The organism is Candidatus Saccharimonadales bacterium (assembly GCA_040903985.1).
Taxonomy (GTDB): domain Bacteria; phylum Patescibacteriota; class Saccharimonadia; order QS-5-54-17; family QS-5-54-17; genus JBBDUI01.
This window is the reverse complement of record JBBDUI010000002.1, coordinates 198,916-214,608: the sequence shown is the minus strand read 5'-3', so window position 1 is coordinate 214,608 and position 15,693 is coordinate 198,916. Positions and strand designations below refer to the sequence as shown.

Genomic DNA, 15,693 nt, shown 5'->3' with positions numbered 1-15,693 from the left:
TAGGGGTGTAGCTGACACGGCTAATACCTTACCTCTAAAACCTGTATGCTAGAGGGTGATGAAGATAGCAAGTCTTGTGGCCGATATCCTAGTACAGCGCGGTATTACCGATGCAGCGGCACAGGCCCGCTTTTTGCAGCCGGCATATACGGATCTGCACGATCCTTTTCTGTTGGCTGACATGGCGACGGCAGTTGAGCGCATTCAGCAGGCGATTGAGAAAGAAGAGTCGATCGTAGTCTATGGAGATTACGACATCGACGGTTTAACGGCCACGACACTACTGCTGGACGGCCTAGGTGCTATGGGGGCGAAGATATCGGCCTATATTCCCGACCGGTTCGAAGAAGGGTATGGCATTAATACTGCCGCTCTGAAAAAGCTGCAACGCCAAGGGGCTGATCTAATCATTACCGTCGATTGTGGTAGTACCTCGCATGCACCATTAGAGTGGGCAGCGGCGCATAATCTCGAGGTAATCGTGACCGACCATCACACCCTCACCGATACTCTGCCCCCGGCGGTAGCTATGATAAATCCGAAACGGGCCGACAACCGCTATCCCTTCACCGATCTAGCCGGAGTGGGGGTGGCCTTCAAACTGGTCCAAGGGCTACAGCAGCGGGGGCTACTACCGGAAGGACGGGAGAAGTGGCTACTCGATTTAGTAGCTCTAGGTACGGTTTGTGATGTAGTGGGGTTGGTAGGTGAGAATCGTATCTTAGTCAGTTACGGGCTAAAGGTTTTCGCCCAGACGCCGCGGATGGGGTTGCAGGCACTGCTGGCGGTAGCTGGGGTGGAACGGGATCGGGTCGACACCTACCATTTCGGTTTCGTCCTTGGCCCGCGCATGAATGCTGCCGGTCGACTGGAGCATGCCAAGCTAGCTTTAAGCTTACTTATGGCCACCGATAAGGGTGAGGCACGGGAGATCGCCGAGCGATTAGATCGACTAAATGCCGAGCGCCGGCGCCAACAGGATGAGATTATGGCTTTAGCTTTAGTGGAGGCGGAGAAGTACCGTGACGATCCGGTGTTGGTGCTGTCTCACCCGGACTGGAATCACGGCATCGTCGGCATCGTGGCCGCTAAGTTAATGGAGCGTTTCGCTAAACCGACTATCGTGATGCAGGAGATGGGCGAGGAGACCAAAGGCTCGGCTCGTTCGCTAGGAAGCTTTAGCGTAGTTGAGGGTATGCGGAGTGCAGATAAGCTGTTGCTTAAGTACGGTGGCCATCACGTAGCTGCCGGTTGTAGTTTGAAAACGACCGATGTAGCTGCCTTTCGCCAGCAGCTGAACGACTTTTTCCGGGCTGGTGAGTATGGTGATCTTAGGCCCCAACCCCGGACCGATGTCAGCTTAAGCGATCTAAGTATGATGAGTGAGTCAATGCGACAGGAGCTAGAGCAACTAGCTCCGTTTGGCATGGGCAACCCTAAACCTCAACTGCACCTGCCGGCGGCTAGACTGCTCCGAGTGCAGACGGTGGGTAGTGACCGCCGCCACGTTAAATTGCAGTTGAGTGATGGAGAGCGTTATCTAGACGGGATTGGTTTTGGGCTGGCAGAAGCGGTGGGCGAGATCGGTGAACAGGCCGACGTTTGGTTCGAGCTGGATGAGAATGAGTTTCGGGGTCAGCGCAATCTACAGGCACTGATCAAGGCGGTACAGTCGTGCAAAGATTAAACCAGCTACTGGAGCGCTATAATCCGCAGTCGGCTCATCCAGAGTATATGCGGGCCTTACTCTTAGCAGTAGAGCCGGAGGCGGTGCCGGACTTTTTACAGGCCCGGCTGGCCCGGCTGCGATTGGAGCCGGGTGTTAGTGATGCGGCGGTAGCCCTGACGGTATTGGCCCCGCTGGCAAATCAACTTAACTTTCAGGCGTTGAAGCATGAGCTGGAAGATACGGCCTTTAAGATCATTCACCCCGAACAGTACAACTTAACTTGTAAGTTACTGCGTCAGAATGCCGCTGATACGCAGAAGCCACTACTGAAGTTCATTAAAGCTTTGGAAGACAAGCTAGCGCAAGTCGGGGTAGATGGTATCGAGGTGAGTGGACGGACGAAACAACCCTACAGTCTGTATAAGAAGCTGCGCAAAAGCGGCAGCATTCACGACGTTCACGATCTACTGGCCGTACGGGTTATAGTGGCTAATGAGTCGGATTGCTATCGCGTGCTGGATGTGATCAACCAAGAGTTTCAGCCTAGCCTGGAGCGCTTCAAGGACTACATCAAACGGCCCAAGCCTAACGGCTATCAGTCGTTACATACGACATTGACGATCGGTAAAAAACGGCTTGAGATACAGATTCGTACTCGAGCTATGCATGAACATGCCGAAGGTGGAGAGGCGGCACACTGGCAGTATGACGAGCACAAGCACACTAAGGGCTACCTGAAGGGGGCGGCCTCCCAGGCTAAAACTATCAGTGAGGATAAATACGTCTATGCCTTTTCTCCGACTGGTGACATCTATCGCTTGAAGAACGGTGCCACTTTGCTTGATTTCGCCTTCGCTATTCATACCGGGGTCGGGATGCGCACGACTAGTGTAAAAGTCAACGGCGCTATCGCTCCACTGAACAGTCGTCTACAGCAAGGGGATCAGGTCGAGGTGTTGACTGGCAAAGCTGCCAGTCCGAAGCGGGATTGGTTGCGTTTTGCCGTCTCGCGTAAGGCGACTCAGCGCATTCGGGCTTGGCTCAAACGAGCTGAGCGCGACCGTTATGTAGCGGTCGGCCGAGAGCTTTTACTGGAGCAGTTTAAGGGTAAGTTGCCCAGCGAGTTAACTACGTTACTTAAGGAGTACCGCTGCGAGACGGTCGACGATCTATTAGTGGCCGTCGGTACCGGTCAGGTCAGCGCTCAGGCAATCAAGCGTAAACTTTACCCGCCTGAGCCTACTGTTGAGTCACCCTTGGCTGCTTCGCAGGCTAGCGGCCAGGTAGTAGTAGCCGGTATGTCCGGGCTTCAGTACCGTCTGGCAGAGTGTTGCCATCCGCAGCCACCAGCTCCGATTATCGGGTTTATTACGCGTAGTTTGGGGATCACGGTCCATGTGAAGAGCTGCCGTCAGCTTAGCGGCGAGGAGGAGCGTGTGGTAGCTTGCAGTTGGCGTTAGCCGCAAGCGGGGGAGTCTTGCATCGCCACTGCAACCTCTGTACAATGACTTCTTGATATGACACAAGTTACTCGCAAAGACGATCGAGAAGGCCTAGAGAGTTTAATCCGCCGCTTTAACCGAAAGGTGCAGCAGTCGGGTACGCTGAGCAATGCCAAGCGTAAACAACGCTTTGAGAAGCCGTTATCTAAACAGCAGCAGCGTGAGGCAGCTATCGCTAAGCAAGCCCGCCGCGACGAGAAGATGCGCAAAATCTACTTTGGTCGCTAGCGAGATGCTAGAGAGACTCGATGCCGACATTAAAAAGGCGCTTTTAAGCGGCGATAAGTCGTCTGCTACTACTTTGCGCTCTCTGAAGAGTGCCTTGGCTAACGCTCGCATTGCTAAAGGCGAGGATCTCGATGAGGCTGATATCATGCGGGTTCTACAGAAAGAGGCTAAGCAACGTCGCGAGTCGATCGACAGTTTCGTTGCTGGTGGGCGCATGGATCAAGCCGAAGCCGAGCGAGTCGAGCTGGGTATAATCGAGGGCTATTTACCGGATGCTATGCCGGAAGCGGAACTGGACGCAGTTATTGCTCAGGCTATAGCTGATTCCGATGCCACTTCATCGACCGACATGGGTCAGGTGATGCGCATAGTTCAGCCGCAAGTGGCCGGTCGTGCCGATGGGGCTGAGGTGGCAGCTAAGGTACGTGCCCAGCTGCAATGATCAATCTCAGCTTGTCGGGAGCAAGCTCCGACCAGCTAGATCGACTTGCCGAGCTAATCAGTGAACGTACTACAGTTCAAGGCCGAATCAATGCGCGCCTGAGTGACGCAACCGAAGTCCGGCGGCTAAACCGGGACTATGCCGGAGAGGATAATGCGACCGATGTCTTGAGCTTTAACTATCGTGAGACGACAGAAGTAGACGTTGATCAACCGATCTCAGCTTTCGGTGACGAGTTACCGGAGCTTGGAGATGTCGTCATCTCACGTCAACACGTCAGCCGACAGGCCTCTGCTGCCGGCACGGACGAGGAGACGGAGCTACTTTTACTACTGCTGCACGGTAGTCTACACCTATTGGGCTATGATCATGCGACGCTGCGGCAGCGGGAGGAAATGGATCACCTGCAGGCTGAGATTATGACGGCACTTGGCCTGAGCTATCGTGATTTTGGCTGGAAGTCGGCCGACATGGTAACTTAATAAGATGAATAGCAAAAGAATAGTTCTACTGACCGGTCCGCCTGGAGCCGGCAAAGGTACGCAAGCCGAACTCTTGGCTGCTCGACGGGGCTGGGATAACTTTTCTATCGGTCAGCTGCTGAGAGAGACAGTTAGCGGTGAGATTCGAACTATGGTTGAGAGCGGCCAGCTTCTCCCTGCTAAAGAGGTAGTGCAGCTGGTGTTCGATCAGCTAGCTAGCAGTAGTGGGCCAGTGATCGTGGACGGCTTCCCTCGTCGGCTGGATCAAGCCCAGGAGTTTGAGGTGACGCGCGCCCGACTCGGTTATCAGGTTCCCTTAGTAATTCATCTCTACATTACGGCTGAGGAGTCATGGAATCGTCTGATTTCTCGTGGCAGGGTCGATGATGCCCGAGTGGTCTGGGAGCGACGCTGGGAAGAGTATACTGCTAAAACTTTGCCGGCCGTGGCATTTTATAAAAGTAGCGCCAACTTGATCGAGGTGGATGGGAGCGGCGATATCCCTACGGTAGCCGAATTAGTCGAGGAGGCAGTACGTGCATCCGAAGACAGATAAAGAGATTAAGGCTATTCGTCAAAGTGGTCGTATCCTCAACGAGGTGTTTGCCGCCACCCGGCGTGAACTAAAGTCAGGGATGACGACTCAGGAGTTGGCTGCAGTCGTGCGGCGAGAGATTGCCGCTCGGGATGCTGAGCCGGTACTGCTGGGCTATCATGGCTTTCCTGACGTGGTCTGTATCTCAGTGAACCAGCAGGTAGTCCACGGCATCCCCGGAGCTTACCAGCTGCAGGCGGATGATTTAGTTAGTCTCGATCTCTGTGTCGGTTACCAGGGGATGATTACCGATAGTGCTTTTACTACGGTAGTGGGAGGAGTCGATAAGGCTAGTTCTCGAGTGCGCCGGGGACTGCGAGCCACCGAGGAGGCCTTATTTGCCGGTATCGAGCAGGTGAGACCCGGGGTGCATATCGGTGATATTAGTCAGGCGATCCAGAGACGTTTACTGCGCGATGGACTTGGGGTGGTTGAGGATCTGGTTGGCCATGGGGTTGGCCATGCGGTTCATGAGGATCCGGAGATTCCTAACTACGGGCGGGCCGGGGCAGGCCCAACGCTCAAGAGTGGTATGACGGTCGCTATTGAGCCGATGGCGACGCTAGGAGGCAAGGAAGTGCAGTTGGAGTCAGACGGTTGGACTATCAGTACGCAAGATCGTTCACTGAGTATGCATTTTGAGCATACTGTGTTGGTCACCCCGACCGGCTACGAAGTCTTAACAGGGTAACGGGCCGTTCGTTTCTAACCATCAGCGGCGAGATGCTCAGTCGATACTGGCGCTGGCGCAAGCATAACCTGTACGAACGGCCGAAACCCACGTATAATGCAGATAAATTTATGGCGCAAAACAAGACTTCACCAGTAGCAGTTGGCATCGATCTCGGTAGTAGTGCGGTGCGCTGTGTCATCGGAGTTCACGAAGAGGAGGCGCCAGCGCCGAGTATCATCGGTGTCGGGGTAGCTCCGACTAACGGTATACGTAAAGGGGTGGTGCACGATGTGGCTAACACAGTTAGTGCTATCACCGCTGCTATCGATGAAGCGGAGCGCATATCCGGGGTTACCATATCCGGGGCTACGGTGGGGGTAAACGGGCAACATTTAATAACCGCTAGCTCTCGAGGCATAGTGGCTGTCGGTAGTGCTAATCGCGAGATTACTCAGGAAGATATCGCCCGAGTCGAAGAGGCAGCCACCGTGATGCAGCTGCCACCAAATCGCGAGATTATTCAGATTTTTCCCCGTAATTATACCGTCGATGGTCAGGAGCACGTGAAGGATCCGATTGGTATGAGCGGTATGCGGCTCGAAGTTGATACTTGCTTGGTGACGGCAGCTACACCTTTCTTGAAGAACACTACCCGCAGCGTTAACCAGGCCGGTGTAACCGTTAACCTGCACAGTGCTACTGTGCTAGCGGCGGCTCGGACGGTAGCTAACGCTCAGGATAAGGAGATCGGCTGCACAGTGATAGATATCGGAACCAATACGACCGGTGTGGCAGTTTACGAGGAGGGGGAGGTGTTGCACGCGGCGGTGATACCGGTCGGTGCTGCTCATGTCACGAATGACATCGCGATCGGTTTGCGCACGGAGATCGAGACCGCTGAGGCGATTAAGCTGGAACATGTCGACGCCGACCCCAGAACAGCCCATGCGAATGAAGGCTTCATGGTTAAAGAACTTAACGGCGAGATGTTAAATGTGACTCGAGCGGAGGTGAACGAAATCGCTCAAGCCCGACTGCAGGAACTGTTTGATTTAATCAATCGCGAGTTAGGTAAGGTTAAGCGAGACGGGATGTTACCGGGCGGCGCCTTACTCTGTGGAGGTGGTGCTAACCTTACCGGTATAGCTGAGCTAGCTAAACAGCAGTTGCGTCTGCCCGTACACATAAAGTCTCCACGCGGCTTTTCCGGCATAGTTGATAAGATTCAGAATCCGGAATTCGCTACCGTCATCGGCCTAATGCTTGAGGATATGCAGACCGACCATGCAGCACATTCCACTCTAAACCTGAGCTCAATAGTGGGTAATTTACAGGGGCGCTGGCACGATATCTTCGATCGTTTTCGCTAGAGATAAACTTTACTATTGAACACATTTTATTACTATCGATTTAGGCTCTATACGGGCGGGTACAAGAATTACTAAACTGTTTTAACCTTGAACAAAATGTTTGTGGCTAGGCATTAATTAAGCTATACTAGACTGCAAATCTGAAGTGAGGGAATTGTATGCCAGAAGTAGTACCAAATGTAGAGACTTTTGCCCGGATTAAGGTAATGGGTATCGGCGGAGGTGGCGGTTCGGCTTTAAACCGGATGATTGCCTCGGGAGTAGATAATGTCGAGTTTGTGGCGGTTAACACCGACGCTCAGGCGCTGGATAATTCACAGGCTGTGACTAAGCTGCATATCGGTAAATCCACTACTCGTGGTCTCGGAGCTGGCGCCGACCCAGAAGTCGGTCTAAGTGCCGCTCAGGAATCGAAAGAAGAGATACAGGCCGCCTTACAGGGGGCAGACATGGTGTTTGTCATGACCTGCATGGGTGGTGGGACTGGGAGTGGTGCCGGGCCGATCGTGGCCGAAGTAGCTCGTGAGATGGGTATTCTCACCGTCGGTTTCGCCACTCGTCCGTTTGCTTTTGAGGGTGAGAAGCGGCGAGCCAATGCCGATGGGGCCATCGAGCGCTTGCGTAAACATGTCGATACCTTGATTACGATCCCCAACGATCGCTTACTACAGACGATCGATCGCAAGACACCACTACTGGATGCCTTTTCCGTCGTCGATGATGTTTTGCGGCAGGGAGTACAGGGAATCTCCGATCTTATTACCGTTCACGGATTGATTAACCTCGATTTTGCTGATGTGAAGGCAATCATGAGTAATGCCGGCTCGGCGCTAATGGGTATCGGGCGGGCTAGCGGGGAGGATAGAGCAACTGTCGCGGCTCGCGAAGCTATCGAGTCACCACTACTTGAGGTGTCAATCGACGGGGCTCGTGGTGTGCTCTTCAATGTCACTGGTGGCCGCGATATGGCAATGCATGAGATTAACGAAGCAGCTGAAACTATCACCGCCGCTGTCGACCCAGACGCCAACATCATCTTTGGAGCCACTATTGATGAGGCACTGGATGGTGAACTGCGCATTACCGTGATCGCTACTGGCTTCGACACTCCGCCTGAATCACGCGACGTCAGTGGACTGGCCTACTTTAATAAGCCAAACGAAGGTATCGTTAGTGACGCTGATATCGCTAGTGCCGATATCAGCCTGGATGATGAGGACGACGAGGAGAACGAGTCTACGTCAACGCCTGATACACCCGCGGCGGATGTCTGGTCTTTCTCGGAAGAGGACGATGATTTCGACGTTCCGGCCTTCGTACGTAACCGGAAGAAAAAGCGCAAGGACGATAAGGACGACAAAGCTAAGTAGTCCTATAAATAAGCTTTTCCCTTAAACCGGTCGGACACCAGCGCGACCGGTTTTTAGTAGCTCAACTGCGCCCGGGAATCATAGCTAATCTTGCCAAATTTGAGAATTAATTTTCTCCCACCCCAGACAGCTTGATTTGACACAGACACTATACCTAGTGCTATACTGTCAGGAACATACGCTAAATGTAGGAAAATAGACAACGTTATGAAATGTGTCAAGTGTGCTCATCTCGATTCCAAGGTAGTAGAGTCCCGCGATATTGGCGATGGTTCATCGATTCGCCGCCGCCGCCAGTGTTTAAAGTGCGATCACCGCTTTACTACCTATGAACGAGTCGAGGTACCTTATCTAATGGTGGTGAAGAAAGACGGTACTTCGCAGCTGTTTGACCGCACGAAATTGCTCTCAGGTCTAAATAAGGCGATTCAGAAACGGCCGGTCAGCCCGCAGCAACTGGAAGAGCTGGTGGATAATGTCGAACGGGCTATTCACGAGGGTGGCGAAACCGAAGTAGCTTCGACCTTGGTTGGAGAGATGGTGATGGAGCGGCTAATGGAGCTGGATCAGGTGGCCTATGTTCGTTTCGCTAGTGTTTACCGTAGTTTTGCCGATATAGCTAGTTTTGAGGAGGAGCTGCGGCGGCTGAAGGGGGGTTCTAGGACCTACTAAAGGGCTGACCCTTTGACTTACTCCGTTTATGCAAATGGTTAGCGGAGTGAGGTGAAGAGTTATCTAATAAAAACAACAAAGGAGGGATCGATGGACTCTATCGACACTGGGCTCGGGCTCAAACGACATTTTACAACTAAGGGCGTACACCCTTATACGGAGGTGGAGTGGGACCGCCGTGACGCTCGGATTACGAGTTACATCGATGGCAAGGTGGCTTTCGAACAGAAAGACGTTGAATTTCCCGTCAGTTGGAGTCAGAACGCCACTAACATCGTGGCACAGAAATATTTTTCCGGTACACCAGGCGAGAGCGACCGAGAAAACTCCTTGCGACAGCTGATCGACCGGGTGGCTGACACCATAACTACGCACGGCCTAGAGAAGCACTACTTTACCGACGAGGAGGAGTCTGAGGTCTTCAACCATGAGCTAAAGCACCTGTTAGTTCATCAGAAAGCGGCTTTTAACTCACCGGTTTGGTTTAATATCGGAGTGAAGAATCGCTCACAGCAGGCCAGCGCCTGCTTTATCCTCGCTGTCGAGGATACGATGGAGTCGATTCTGAACTGGTATACCGAAGAGGGCATGATCTTTAAGGGTGGTTCGGGCGCCGGGATTAATATCAGCTCGATTCGCTCCAGTGAAGAAGGTCTGAGCTCCAGTGGTGGTAAGGCCTCCGGTCCGGTCAGTTTCATGCGTGGGGCCGACTCGATTGCCGGTACGATTAAATCAGGCGGTAAGACTCGCCGTGCCGCCAAGATGGTGATACTGAACGTCGACCACCCGGATGTAGAAGAGTTCATCACCCTAAAAGCTCGTGAGGAAGACAAGATTCGGGCGTTGCGAGAGGCCGGTTTCGACGTCGACTTTGACGGTCGTGATACCGTATCGATTCAGTATCAGAACGCCAACAACTCGGTGCGCGTTTCTGATGACTTCATGCGTGCTGTGGAAGCAGACGGCGACTGGGAACTGAAAGCTGTCAAAGACGGTCAGACGGTTAAGACGGTTAAAGCTCGGGAACTCTGGCAGTCGACCGCTCAAGCGGCATGGGAATGTGCCGACCCAGGGCTGCAGTTCGATACCACTATTAACCACTGGCATACTGCCAGTAACACCGGCCGTATTAACGGCTCTAACCCATGTAGTGAGTACATGCACCTTGATAACTCGGCCTGTAACTTAGCCAGCCTTAACCTCTTGAAGTTCCAGCCGGAGGGCGAAGCTTTCGATGTCGCTAGCTATAAGCAAGCGATCGAAATCCTCTTTACTGCTCAGGAAATCCTAGTTGGCTACTCTAGCTATCCGACCGATAGTATCGCCCAGACCGCTTACGACTTCCGCCAGCTGGGCTTAGGCTATGCTAACCTCGGTGCCCTACTGATGGCACTCGGTCTACCATACGATTCTGAGGAAGGTCGTGCTTGGGCCGCTACGTTAACCGGTATTATGACCGGTCACGCCTATGCAACCAGCGCACGGTTAGCTCGTCGGGTCGGTCCATTCGCCGGCTATGAGAAGAACCGTGAGCCGATGCTGAAGGTGTTGCAGCAGCACCGGGAAGAGGTGATGAAGATTAACCCTAGCCTCGTACCGGAAGAGCTACACAGTAGTGCTCAGGCTGTCTGGGATGAAGCGGTCGAGCAGGGTAAACTACACGGCGTGCGTAACTCCCAGGCTACAGTACTGGCCCCGACCGGTACGATCGGTTTCATGATGGACTGTGATACTACCGGAGTTGAGCCAGATCTAGGTCTGGTTAAGCTGAAGAAGTTAGTTGGTGGTGGAACGATGAGTATCGTCAATCAGACGGTACCGCGCGCCCTGAAAAATCTCGGTTTCAATCCGACTCAGGTCGAGGATATTATCGCCTACATCGATGAGAACAAGTCGATTATCGGCGCGCCGCATATTCGACCGGAGCACCTACCGGTATTTGCCTGCTCAATGGGGGACAACACTATCCACTACGAGGGTCACATTCGGATGATGGGGGCGGTTCAGCCGTTTATCAGCGGAGCCATCTCGAAGACGGTTAATATGCCAGAAGAGGCCAGTGTGGAGGATGTAGCTGAGATGCACATGCTCTCTTGGAAGCTCGGCCTCAAGGCGGTAGCGATCTACCGGGATAACTGTAAGGTAGCTCAGCCGCTTTCGATGGCTAAGAAAGAGGAGAAGCCGGCGAATGGACCGAGTGCGACTACTCCGGCCGCAGAGGCTGAGAAGAACGAGAAGAGTAGTGAAGGGTTCGTAGTAAAAACTCCGGTCCGCCGTAAACTACCTCGTTCACGAGCGGCTCGTACTTTTGAGTTTAGTGTCGGTGGCTCCAAAGGCTTCTTCACGGTTGGTGAGTATGAGGATGGTAAAGTTGGAGAGCTGTTCATTAGCATGGCTAAGCAAGGCTCGACCATGAGCGGACTGATGGATGCTTTCGCTATCTCGATCAGTAACGGCTTACAGTATGGTGTGCCACTGAAGTTCTATGTGCGTAAGTATATGAGTATGAGCTTTGCACCGAGCGGCATGACGGATGACCCAGAAGTACCGATGGCTAGCTCAGTGATGGACTACATCTTCCGTCGCCTAGGGCTCGAGTACCTACCCTGGGAAGACCGTAAGGAGCTGGGCTTTAACGTCGAAGCGGCCGAAGTGGAGGCTCAAACTACTCTAGCTGTGGACGAGCCGGCCGATGAAGTGCCAGTGGTCGCGCCGGAATCCCCCAGTGTTAGCGAAGGAGCTTATGGCGCCGGTACACCGGCCGGTAACCCGATCGCTCAAGAGAGCAGCCGCACGCAGGCAAATCCGGTTCAGGTTAAAGGTGCGACCAACGATGCACCGCTGTGTTACAACTGTGGTAACGTCACAGTTCGTTCTGGCAGCTGTCACGTCTGTACCGCTTGCGGTACCACTACCGGCTGCAGCTAGACCTACTACACTAGCTAGGTGAGCCCAACTGCACCCCGTAACGGGGTGCAGTTACTTTCTCAGGATTACTCTCTGGTTTTATTTTAATGAGATCTTAGACCGATTTATCGGTAGCAGATACGGAGTTAACAACGACGGAAGTTACAACTAATGGACTAATTTTTGTAATAAATTTGTTTGCGATCGTTAAAAAATTTGCTACAAATTTTAAGGTAGTTTAGGTGGGGAAGCTTTACGGTTTGTGCTTAAGGTAATAAGATATGGGTATGATTTATATTCTGTACCGACCCAGTTCTGAGCATAGCCGGGCGGTTGAGGAGTTTACTCGCGAGCTGGAGAAACGGCGTATCGAGCACGACCTAGTTGACGTTGATAGCCGGGATGGAGCGGCTAAGGTGCAGAGTTATGGCATCACCGCTTATCCGGCCGTCCTAGCGGTTAAAACCAGTGATGGTCAAGCGCTGCAGACTTGGTCGGCGACCTTACCGACCGTTTCGGAGGTAGAGTACTACGCCTGGAGTAGTGTTTAGCGCAGGGCAAATCCGTTGCATTAGGGGCGAGTCTTACCTACAATAGAGAGTGAACGTTTACATGAGTAAATCCCTATCAAGCGGCTATCAACCGCGTGTCCTACCGCCCGGGCGGGGGAAGGGAGCGAGCAGAAAGCCCCGCACCTGAAGCCGTGTTACAAGCTTCAGGTGCGGGGCGAGTAGACCTCGACGGCGTGGCCCGTGAGACCGCACCTAAATTAAGTCCTCAGCAAGGATGGTACCTCCTCCGCCAATGGCGGGGGGTCCTGCAACCATATTTGTTGTGGGCTTTCTTATTTTATAAAGGAGATGTTAATGCAGTTTCAATCGGGCAGCCGACGTCCAGCAGTCGAGTACGAACGTGACCTTGTCGCCTACTGGCGGGAGGCTAATATATTTGCGAAGTCTGTCGCTCAACGACCAAAGGAAGATGCCTATGTTTTCTATGACGGACCGCCGTTTATTACCGGCGTGCCACACCACGGGACTCTACTGAGCTCGATCGTTAAAGACGCCGTGCCACGCTATCAGACGATGAAAGGCCGGCGGGTAGAGCGTAAATGGGGCTGGGACTGTCACGGTTTACCGGCGGAAGTCTTTACCGAGCAAAAACTGGGCATTGTCGATAAGCGGGATATCGGGACCAAGATATCTTTAGAAGAGTATATCGTGACCTGTAGGGATAATATGGTAGCGACCGGAGACTTGTGGGAGTCGACGATTGAGCGGATCGGTCGTTGGGTCGACTTCCGTGGCGCGTACAAGACGATGGATCGAGACTATATGGAGTCGGTCTGGTGGGCCTTTAAGACCCTGCACGATAAAGGCAAGATCTATGAGGGTGAACGGGTGCTGCTCTACTGTACGCGGGACGCGACACCGATATCTAAAGCCGAAGTCGCAATGGATAACTCCTATCAAGAGGTAACCGATCCCAGTGTATACGTTAAATTTAAGCTAACCGATCGGGAGGCTTATTTACTGGCCTGGACTACCACTCCTTGGACACTGCCGGCTAACACGGCCGTAGCTGTGCACCGGGACGTCGAGTACACGGAAGTTGAGGTCGATGGCCAGCATTTGATACTGGCGAGCGATTTAGTGGATAAGGTGCTGACAAATGAAAAACACGAGACGTTAGCGTATCAGAAAGTCGCTACCTTTAAGGGTAGCGAGTTGGTGGGTAGTCACTACGAGCCGCTGTTTGAGGATAGAGGGGAGCGAGCCCAGCAAATTTGGCACGCCGATTATGTCGGTACCGAAGACGGTACGGGTATCGTGCATTTAGCGCCCGCCTACGGTGAAGAAGACTTTGAATTAGCCCAAACGGAAGGTTTCCCGCTGGTCTCAAACATCGATGAGAACGGTTTCTATATGAATGGTGAATGGGAGGGTCAGCAGGTCTGGGAGGCCAATAAGTCGATCGCTCGTGAACTTCATGAGCGCGGTATAGTATGGAAGATAGATTATATCCGTCACTCCTACCCCCACTGTCATCGCTGTGGTACTAAGCTAATGTATCGAGCTCATCCTAGCTGGTTCATTGATATCGATGGTCAGCGCCAGCGGATGCTGGAGCAGAACGAGGACATCAACTGGTTTCCCGCTCATATCAAACACGGTCGTTTCACTAAGACCGTAGAGAGCGCACCGGACTGGAACATTTCCCGTGATCGCTTCTGGGCAACGGCAATGCCGGTCTGGAAAGGTATTAACGCTGATGGTCAAGAACAGGTTAAGGTGGTCGGTAGCTATGCGGAGTTAAAGGAGCTGAGCGGAGTAGAGTTGGAGGATTATCACCGGCCTTGGGTCGATGCAGTGACGTTTGAGCTAGACGGCGTAGAGTATAAGCGGATCGATAAGGTGCTCGACTGCTGGTTTGAATCCGGCTCGATGCCGTTTGCGCAGTTTCACTATCCGTTTGAGAACAAGCAGAAGTTTGAGGACAGTTTCCCGGGCGATTTCATCGCCGAGTATGTCGGCCAAGTTCGGGCCTGGTTCTACTATCTGCATGCCGTTTCGGTTGGTCTATTTGATGAAAAAGCCTTCAGTAACGTCATCGTGACCGGTACCTTGGCTGGTAACGATGGACGTAAGATGAGTAAAAGTTTTAACAACTTTACCGACCCCAACGATTTGATGGACCAGTTTAGTGCCGATGCTTTGCGTCTCCTACTGCTCTCATCTCCAGTTCTAGCAGGGGAGGACTTTGCCCTGATCGAGAAAGATGTGGGCGATGTACAGCGTAAGTTGAATATGATCTGGAATATGTATGACTTCTTCACGATGTATGCTGAAGTCGATGGCTGGGAGTGGGATGGCAGCTTAGACGATCCATCGGCCGCAGTAGCTCATCCGTTAGATGGCTGGATATTAAGTCGGGTTCACGCCACCATACAGACGGTAGACGCCCGAATGGACGAGTATGATCTGCCGAATGCGGTGAAGCCGCTGTTGGAACTAATTGAGGATATGAGTAACTGGTATGTACGTCGTTCTCGCAAGCGCTTTTGGAAGAGTGAAGATGACGGGGATAAGGCGGCGGCCTATCGGACCCTGCACTACAGCTTAACTCAGCTAAGTCTGATAATGGCCCCCTTTACGCCGTTTCTAGCCGAAGAACTATACCGTAAGTTGACTGGAGGAGAGAGCGTGCACCTGCTGGACTGGCCAGTGGTCGGTAAGGTAGATGAGTCGACTCTAGAGCGAATGAATCTACTGCGCGAGGTAGTAAAGGAGGGACTGGCCCAACGGGCTAATGCTGGGCTTAAAGTGCGGCAGCCGTTGGCGAGGGTGGAGATAAGTGGGGCTCCGGTGGGGCTGACCCAAAATGAAGATGTGAGCGACTATTTGGCGATTCTCTACGATGAGCTGAACGTTAAAGCCCACACCTTGACTACCGGTGGTGAGCAGTTAGTAGTGCGAATAGATACTAAGCTTACACCGGAGCTAAGACGGGAAGGAATGATGCGGGAGGTGGTGCGCCACGTGCAGCAACTGCGTAAAACTTCCGGGTTTAATGTAGATGATCGGATTAAACTTTGGCTGGTTAGTGCCGATACAGAACTTGCCCGAGCCATCGAAGAGCACACCGCTACGATAAAGGCCGAAACTTTAGCTGAGGAGTTAGTGACAGCCGATATTAGCGGCGATATCACCCTGGTTAAGGTTGAGGATAGGGAGTTAGAAGTACGGCTCGAGCAGAGGTAGAGTGGTGGGTTCGACTGGTTAG

At 52.9% G+C, this 15,693-nt stretch carries 13 protein-coding genes; all 13 read left to right on the top strand.

Features of this window, described 5'->3' with window-relative positions; all coding sequences use genetic code 11:
• The first annotated feature begins 58 nt into the window (after window positions 1-58).
• The 13 genes from recJ (at window position 59) to ileS (ending at window position 15,671) form a co-directional block, all read left to right on the top strand.
• A complete protein-coding gene (recJ, locus tag WD467_01100) occupies window positions 59-1,687 on the top strand; it encodes a single-stranded-DNA-specific exonuclease RecJ (protein MEX2452498.1) in 1,629 nt (542 codons plus the stop codon).
• Complete coding sequence (locus WD467_01095) at window positions 1,675-3,129, top strand: TGS domain-containing protein (protein MEX2452497.1); 1,455 nt, start codon at window positions 1,675-1,677, stop codon at window positions 3,127-3,129. The genes recJ and WD467_01095 overlap by 13 nt, the downstream gene beginning before the upstream one ends.
• Before the next feature lie 57 nt (window positions 3,130-3,186).
• Entirely contained in the window at window positions 3,187-3,399 is a 213-nt protein-coding gene (gene rpsU, locus WD467_01090) for a 30S ribosomal protein S21 (GenBank protein ID MEX2452496.1), read from the top strand.
• A gap of 4 nt (window positions 3,400-3,403) precedes the next feature.
• Window positions 3,404-3,841: a GatB/YqeY domain-containing protein gene (locus WD467_01085; GenBank protein MEX2452495.1), complete on the top strand. Its 438-nt coding sequence runs from the start codon at window positions 3,404-3,406 to the stop codon at window positions 3,839-3,841.
• Window positions 3,838-4,323 carry an rRNA maturation RNase YbeY gene (gene ybeY / locus WD467_01080; protein ID MEX2452494.1) on the top strand — a complete coding sequence of 162 codons (486 nt, stop codon included), beginning with the start codon at window positions 3,838-3,840 and terminating at the stop codon, window positions 4,321-4,323. Before WD467_01085 ends, ybeY begins: the two co-directional genes overlap by 4 nt.
• A 4-nt stretch (window positions 4,324-4,327) precedes the next feature.
• Window positions 4,328-4,879, top strand: a complete 552-nt coding sequence (locus WD467_01075) for a nucleoside monophosphate kinase (GenBank protein ID MEX2452493.1) — start codon at window positions 4,328-4,330, stop codon at window positions 4,877-4,879.
• Window positions 4,860-5,609 carry a type I methionyl aminopeptidase gene (map, locus tag WD467_01070; protein MEX2452492.1) on the top strand — a complete coding sequence of 250 codons (750 nt, stop codon included), beginning with the start codon at window positions 4,860-4,862 and terminating at the stop codon, window positions 5,607-5,609. The genes WD467_01075 and map overlap by 20 nt, the downstream gene beginning before the upstream one ends.
• A 32-nt stretch (window positions 5,610-5,641) precedes the next feature.
• The gene (gene ftsA / locus WD467_01065) at window positions 5,642-6,961 is read left to right on the top strand and encodes a cell division protein FtsA (protein MEX2452491.1); all 1,320 of its coding nucleotides are present in this window, start codon (window positions 5,642-5,644) and stop codon (window positions 6,959-6,961) included.
• A gap of 158 nt (window positions 6,962-7,119) precedes the next feature.
• Window positions 7,120-8,331: a cell division protein FtsZ gene (ftsZ, locus tag WD467_01060; protein ID MEX2452490.1), complete on the top strand. Its 1,212-nt coding sequence runs from the start codon at window positions 7,120-7,122 to the stop codon at window positions 8,329-8,331.
• 207 nt (window positions 8,332-8,538) lie between these two features.
• Complete coding sequence (nrdR, locus tag WD467_01055; protein ID MEX2452489.1) at window positions 8,539-9,003, top strand: transcriptional regulator NrdR; 465 nt, start codon at window positions 8,539-8,541, stop codon at window positions 9,001-9,003.
• A 90-nt stretch (window positions 9,004-9,093) separates the two neighbouring features.
• A complete protein-coding gene (locus WD467_01050) occupies window positions 9,094-11,931 on the top strand; it encodes a vitamin B12-dependent ribonucleotide reductase (protein ID MEX2452488.1) in 2,838 nt (945 codons plus the stop codon).
• Between the two features lie 266 nt (window positions 11,932-12,197).
• The gene (locus WD467_01045) at window positions 12,198-12,461 is read left to right on the top strand and encodes a hypothetical protein (protein MEX2452487.1); all 264 of its coding nucleotides are present in this window, start codon (window positions 12,198-12,200) and stop codon (window positions 12,459-12,461) included.
• Window positions 12,462-12,776: 315 nt separating this feature from the next.
• Window positions 12,777-15,671 (top strand): isoleucine--tRNA ligase, encoded by a 2,895-nt coding sequence (gene ileS, locus WD467_01040; protein MEX2452486.1) that lies wholly within the window; start codon window positions 12,777-12,779, stop codon window positions 15,669-15,671.
• The last annotated feature ends 22 nt before the right edge of the window (window positions 15,672-15,693 follow it).

Excerpts from the sequence above, each read along its gene's own strand:
- recJ (MEX2452498.1), top strand. The coding sequence starts at position 59 with ATGAAGATAGCAAGTCTTGTGGCCGATATCCTAGTACAGCGCGGTATT.
- rpsU (MEX2452496.1), top strand. The coding sequence starts at position 3,187 with ATGACACAAGTTACTCGCAAAGACGATCGAGAAGGCCTAGAGAGTTTA.
- WD467_01085 (MEX2452495.1), top strand. The coding sequence starts at position 3,404 with ATGCTAGAGAGACTCGATGCCGACATTAAAAAGGCGCTTTTAAGCGGC.
- ybeY (MEX2452494.1), top strand. The coding sequence starts at position 3,838 with ATGATCAATCTCAGCTTGTCGGGAGCAAGCTCCGACCAGCTAGATCGA.
- WD467_01075 (MEX2452493.1), top strand. The coding sequence starts at position 4,328 with ATGAATAGCAAAAGAATAGTTCTACTGACCGGTCCGCCTGGAGCCGGC.
- ftsA (MEX2452491.1), top strand. The coding sequence starts at position 5,642 with ATGCTCAGTCGATACTGGCGCTGGCGCAAGCATAACCTGTACGAACGG.
- ftsZ (MEX2452490.1), top strand. The coding sequence starts at position 7,120 with ATGCCAGAAGTAGTACCAAATGTAGAGACTTTTGCCCGGATTAAGGTA.
- nrdR (MEX2452489.1), top strand. The coding sequence starts at position 8,539 with ATGAAATGTGTCAAGTGTGCTCATCTCGATTCCAAGGTAGTAGAGTCC.
- WD467_01050 (MEX2452488.1), top strand. The coding sequence starts at position 9,094 with ATGGACTCTATCGACACTGGGCTCGGGCTCAAACGACATTTTACAACT.
- WD467_01045 (MEX2452487.1), top strand. The coding sequence starts at position 12,198 with ATGATTTATATTCTGTACCGACCCAGTTCTGAGCATAGCCGGGCGGTT.
- ileS (MEX2452486.1), top strand. The coding sequence starts at position 12,777 with ATGCAGTTTCAATCGGGCAGCCGACGTCCAGCAGTCGAGTACGAACGT.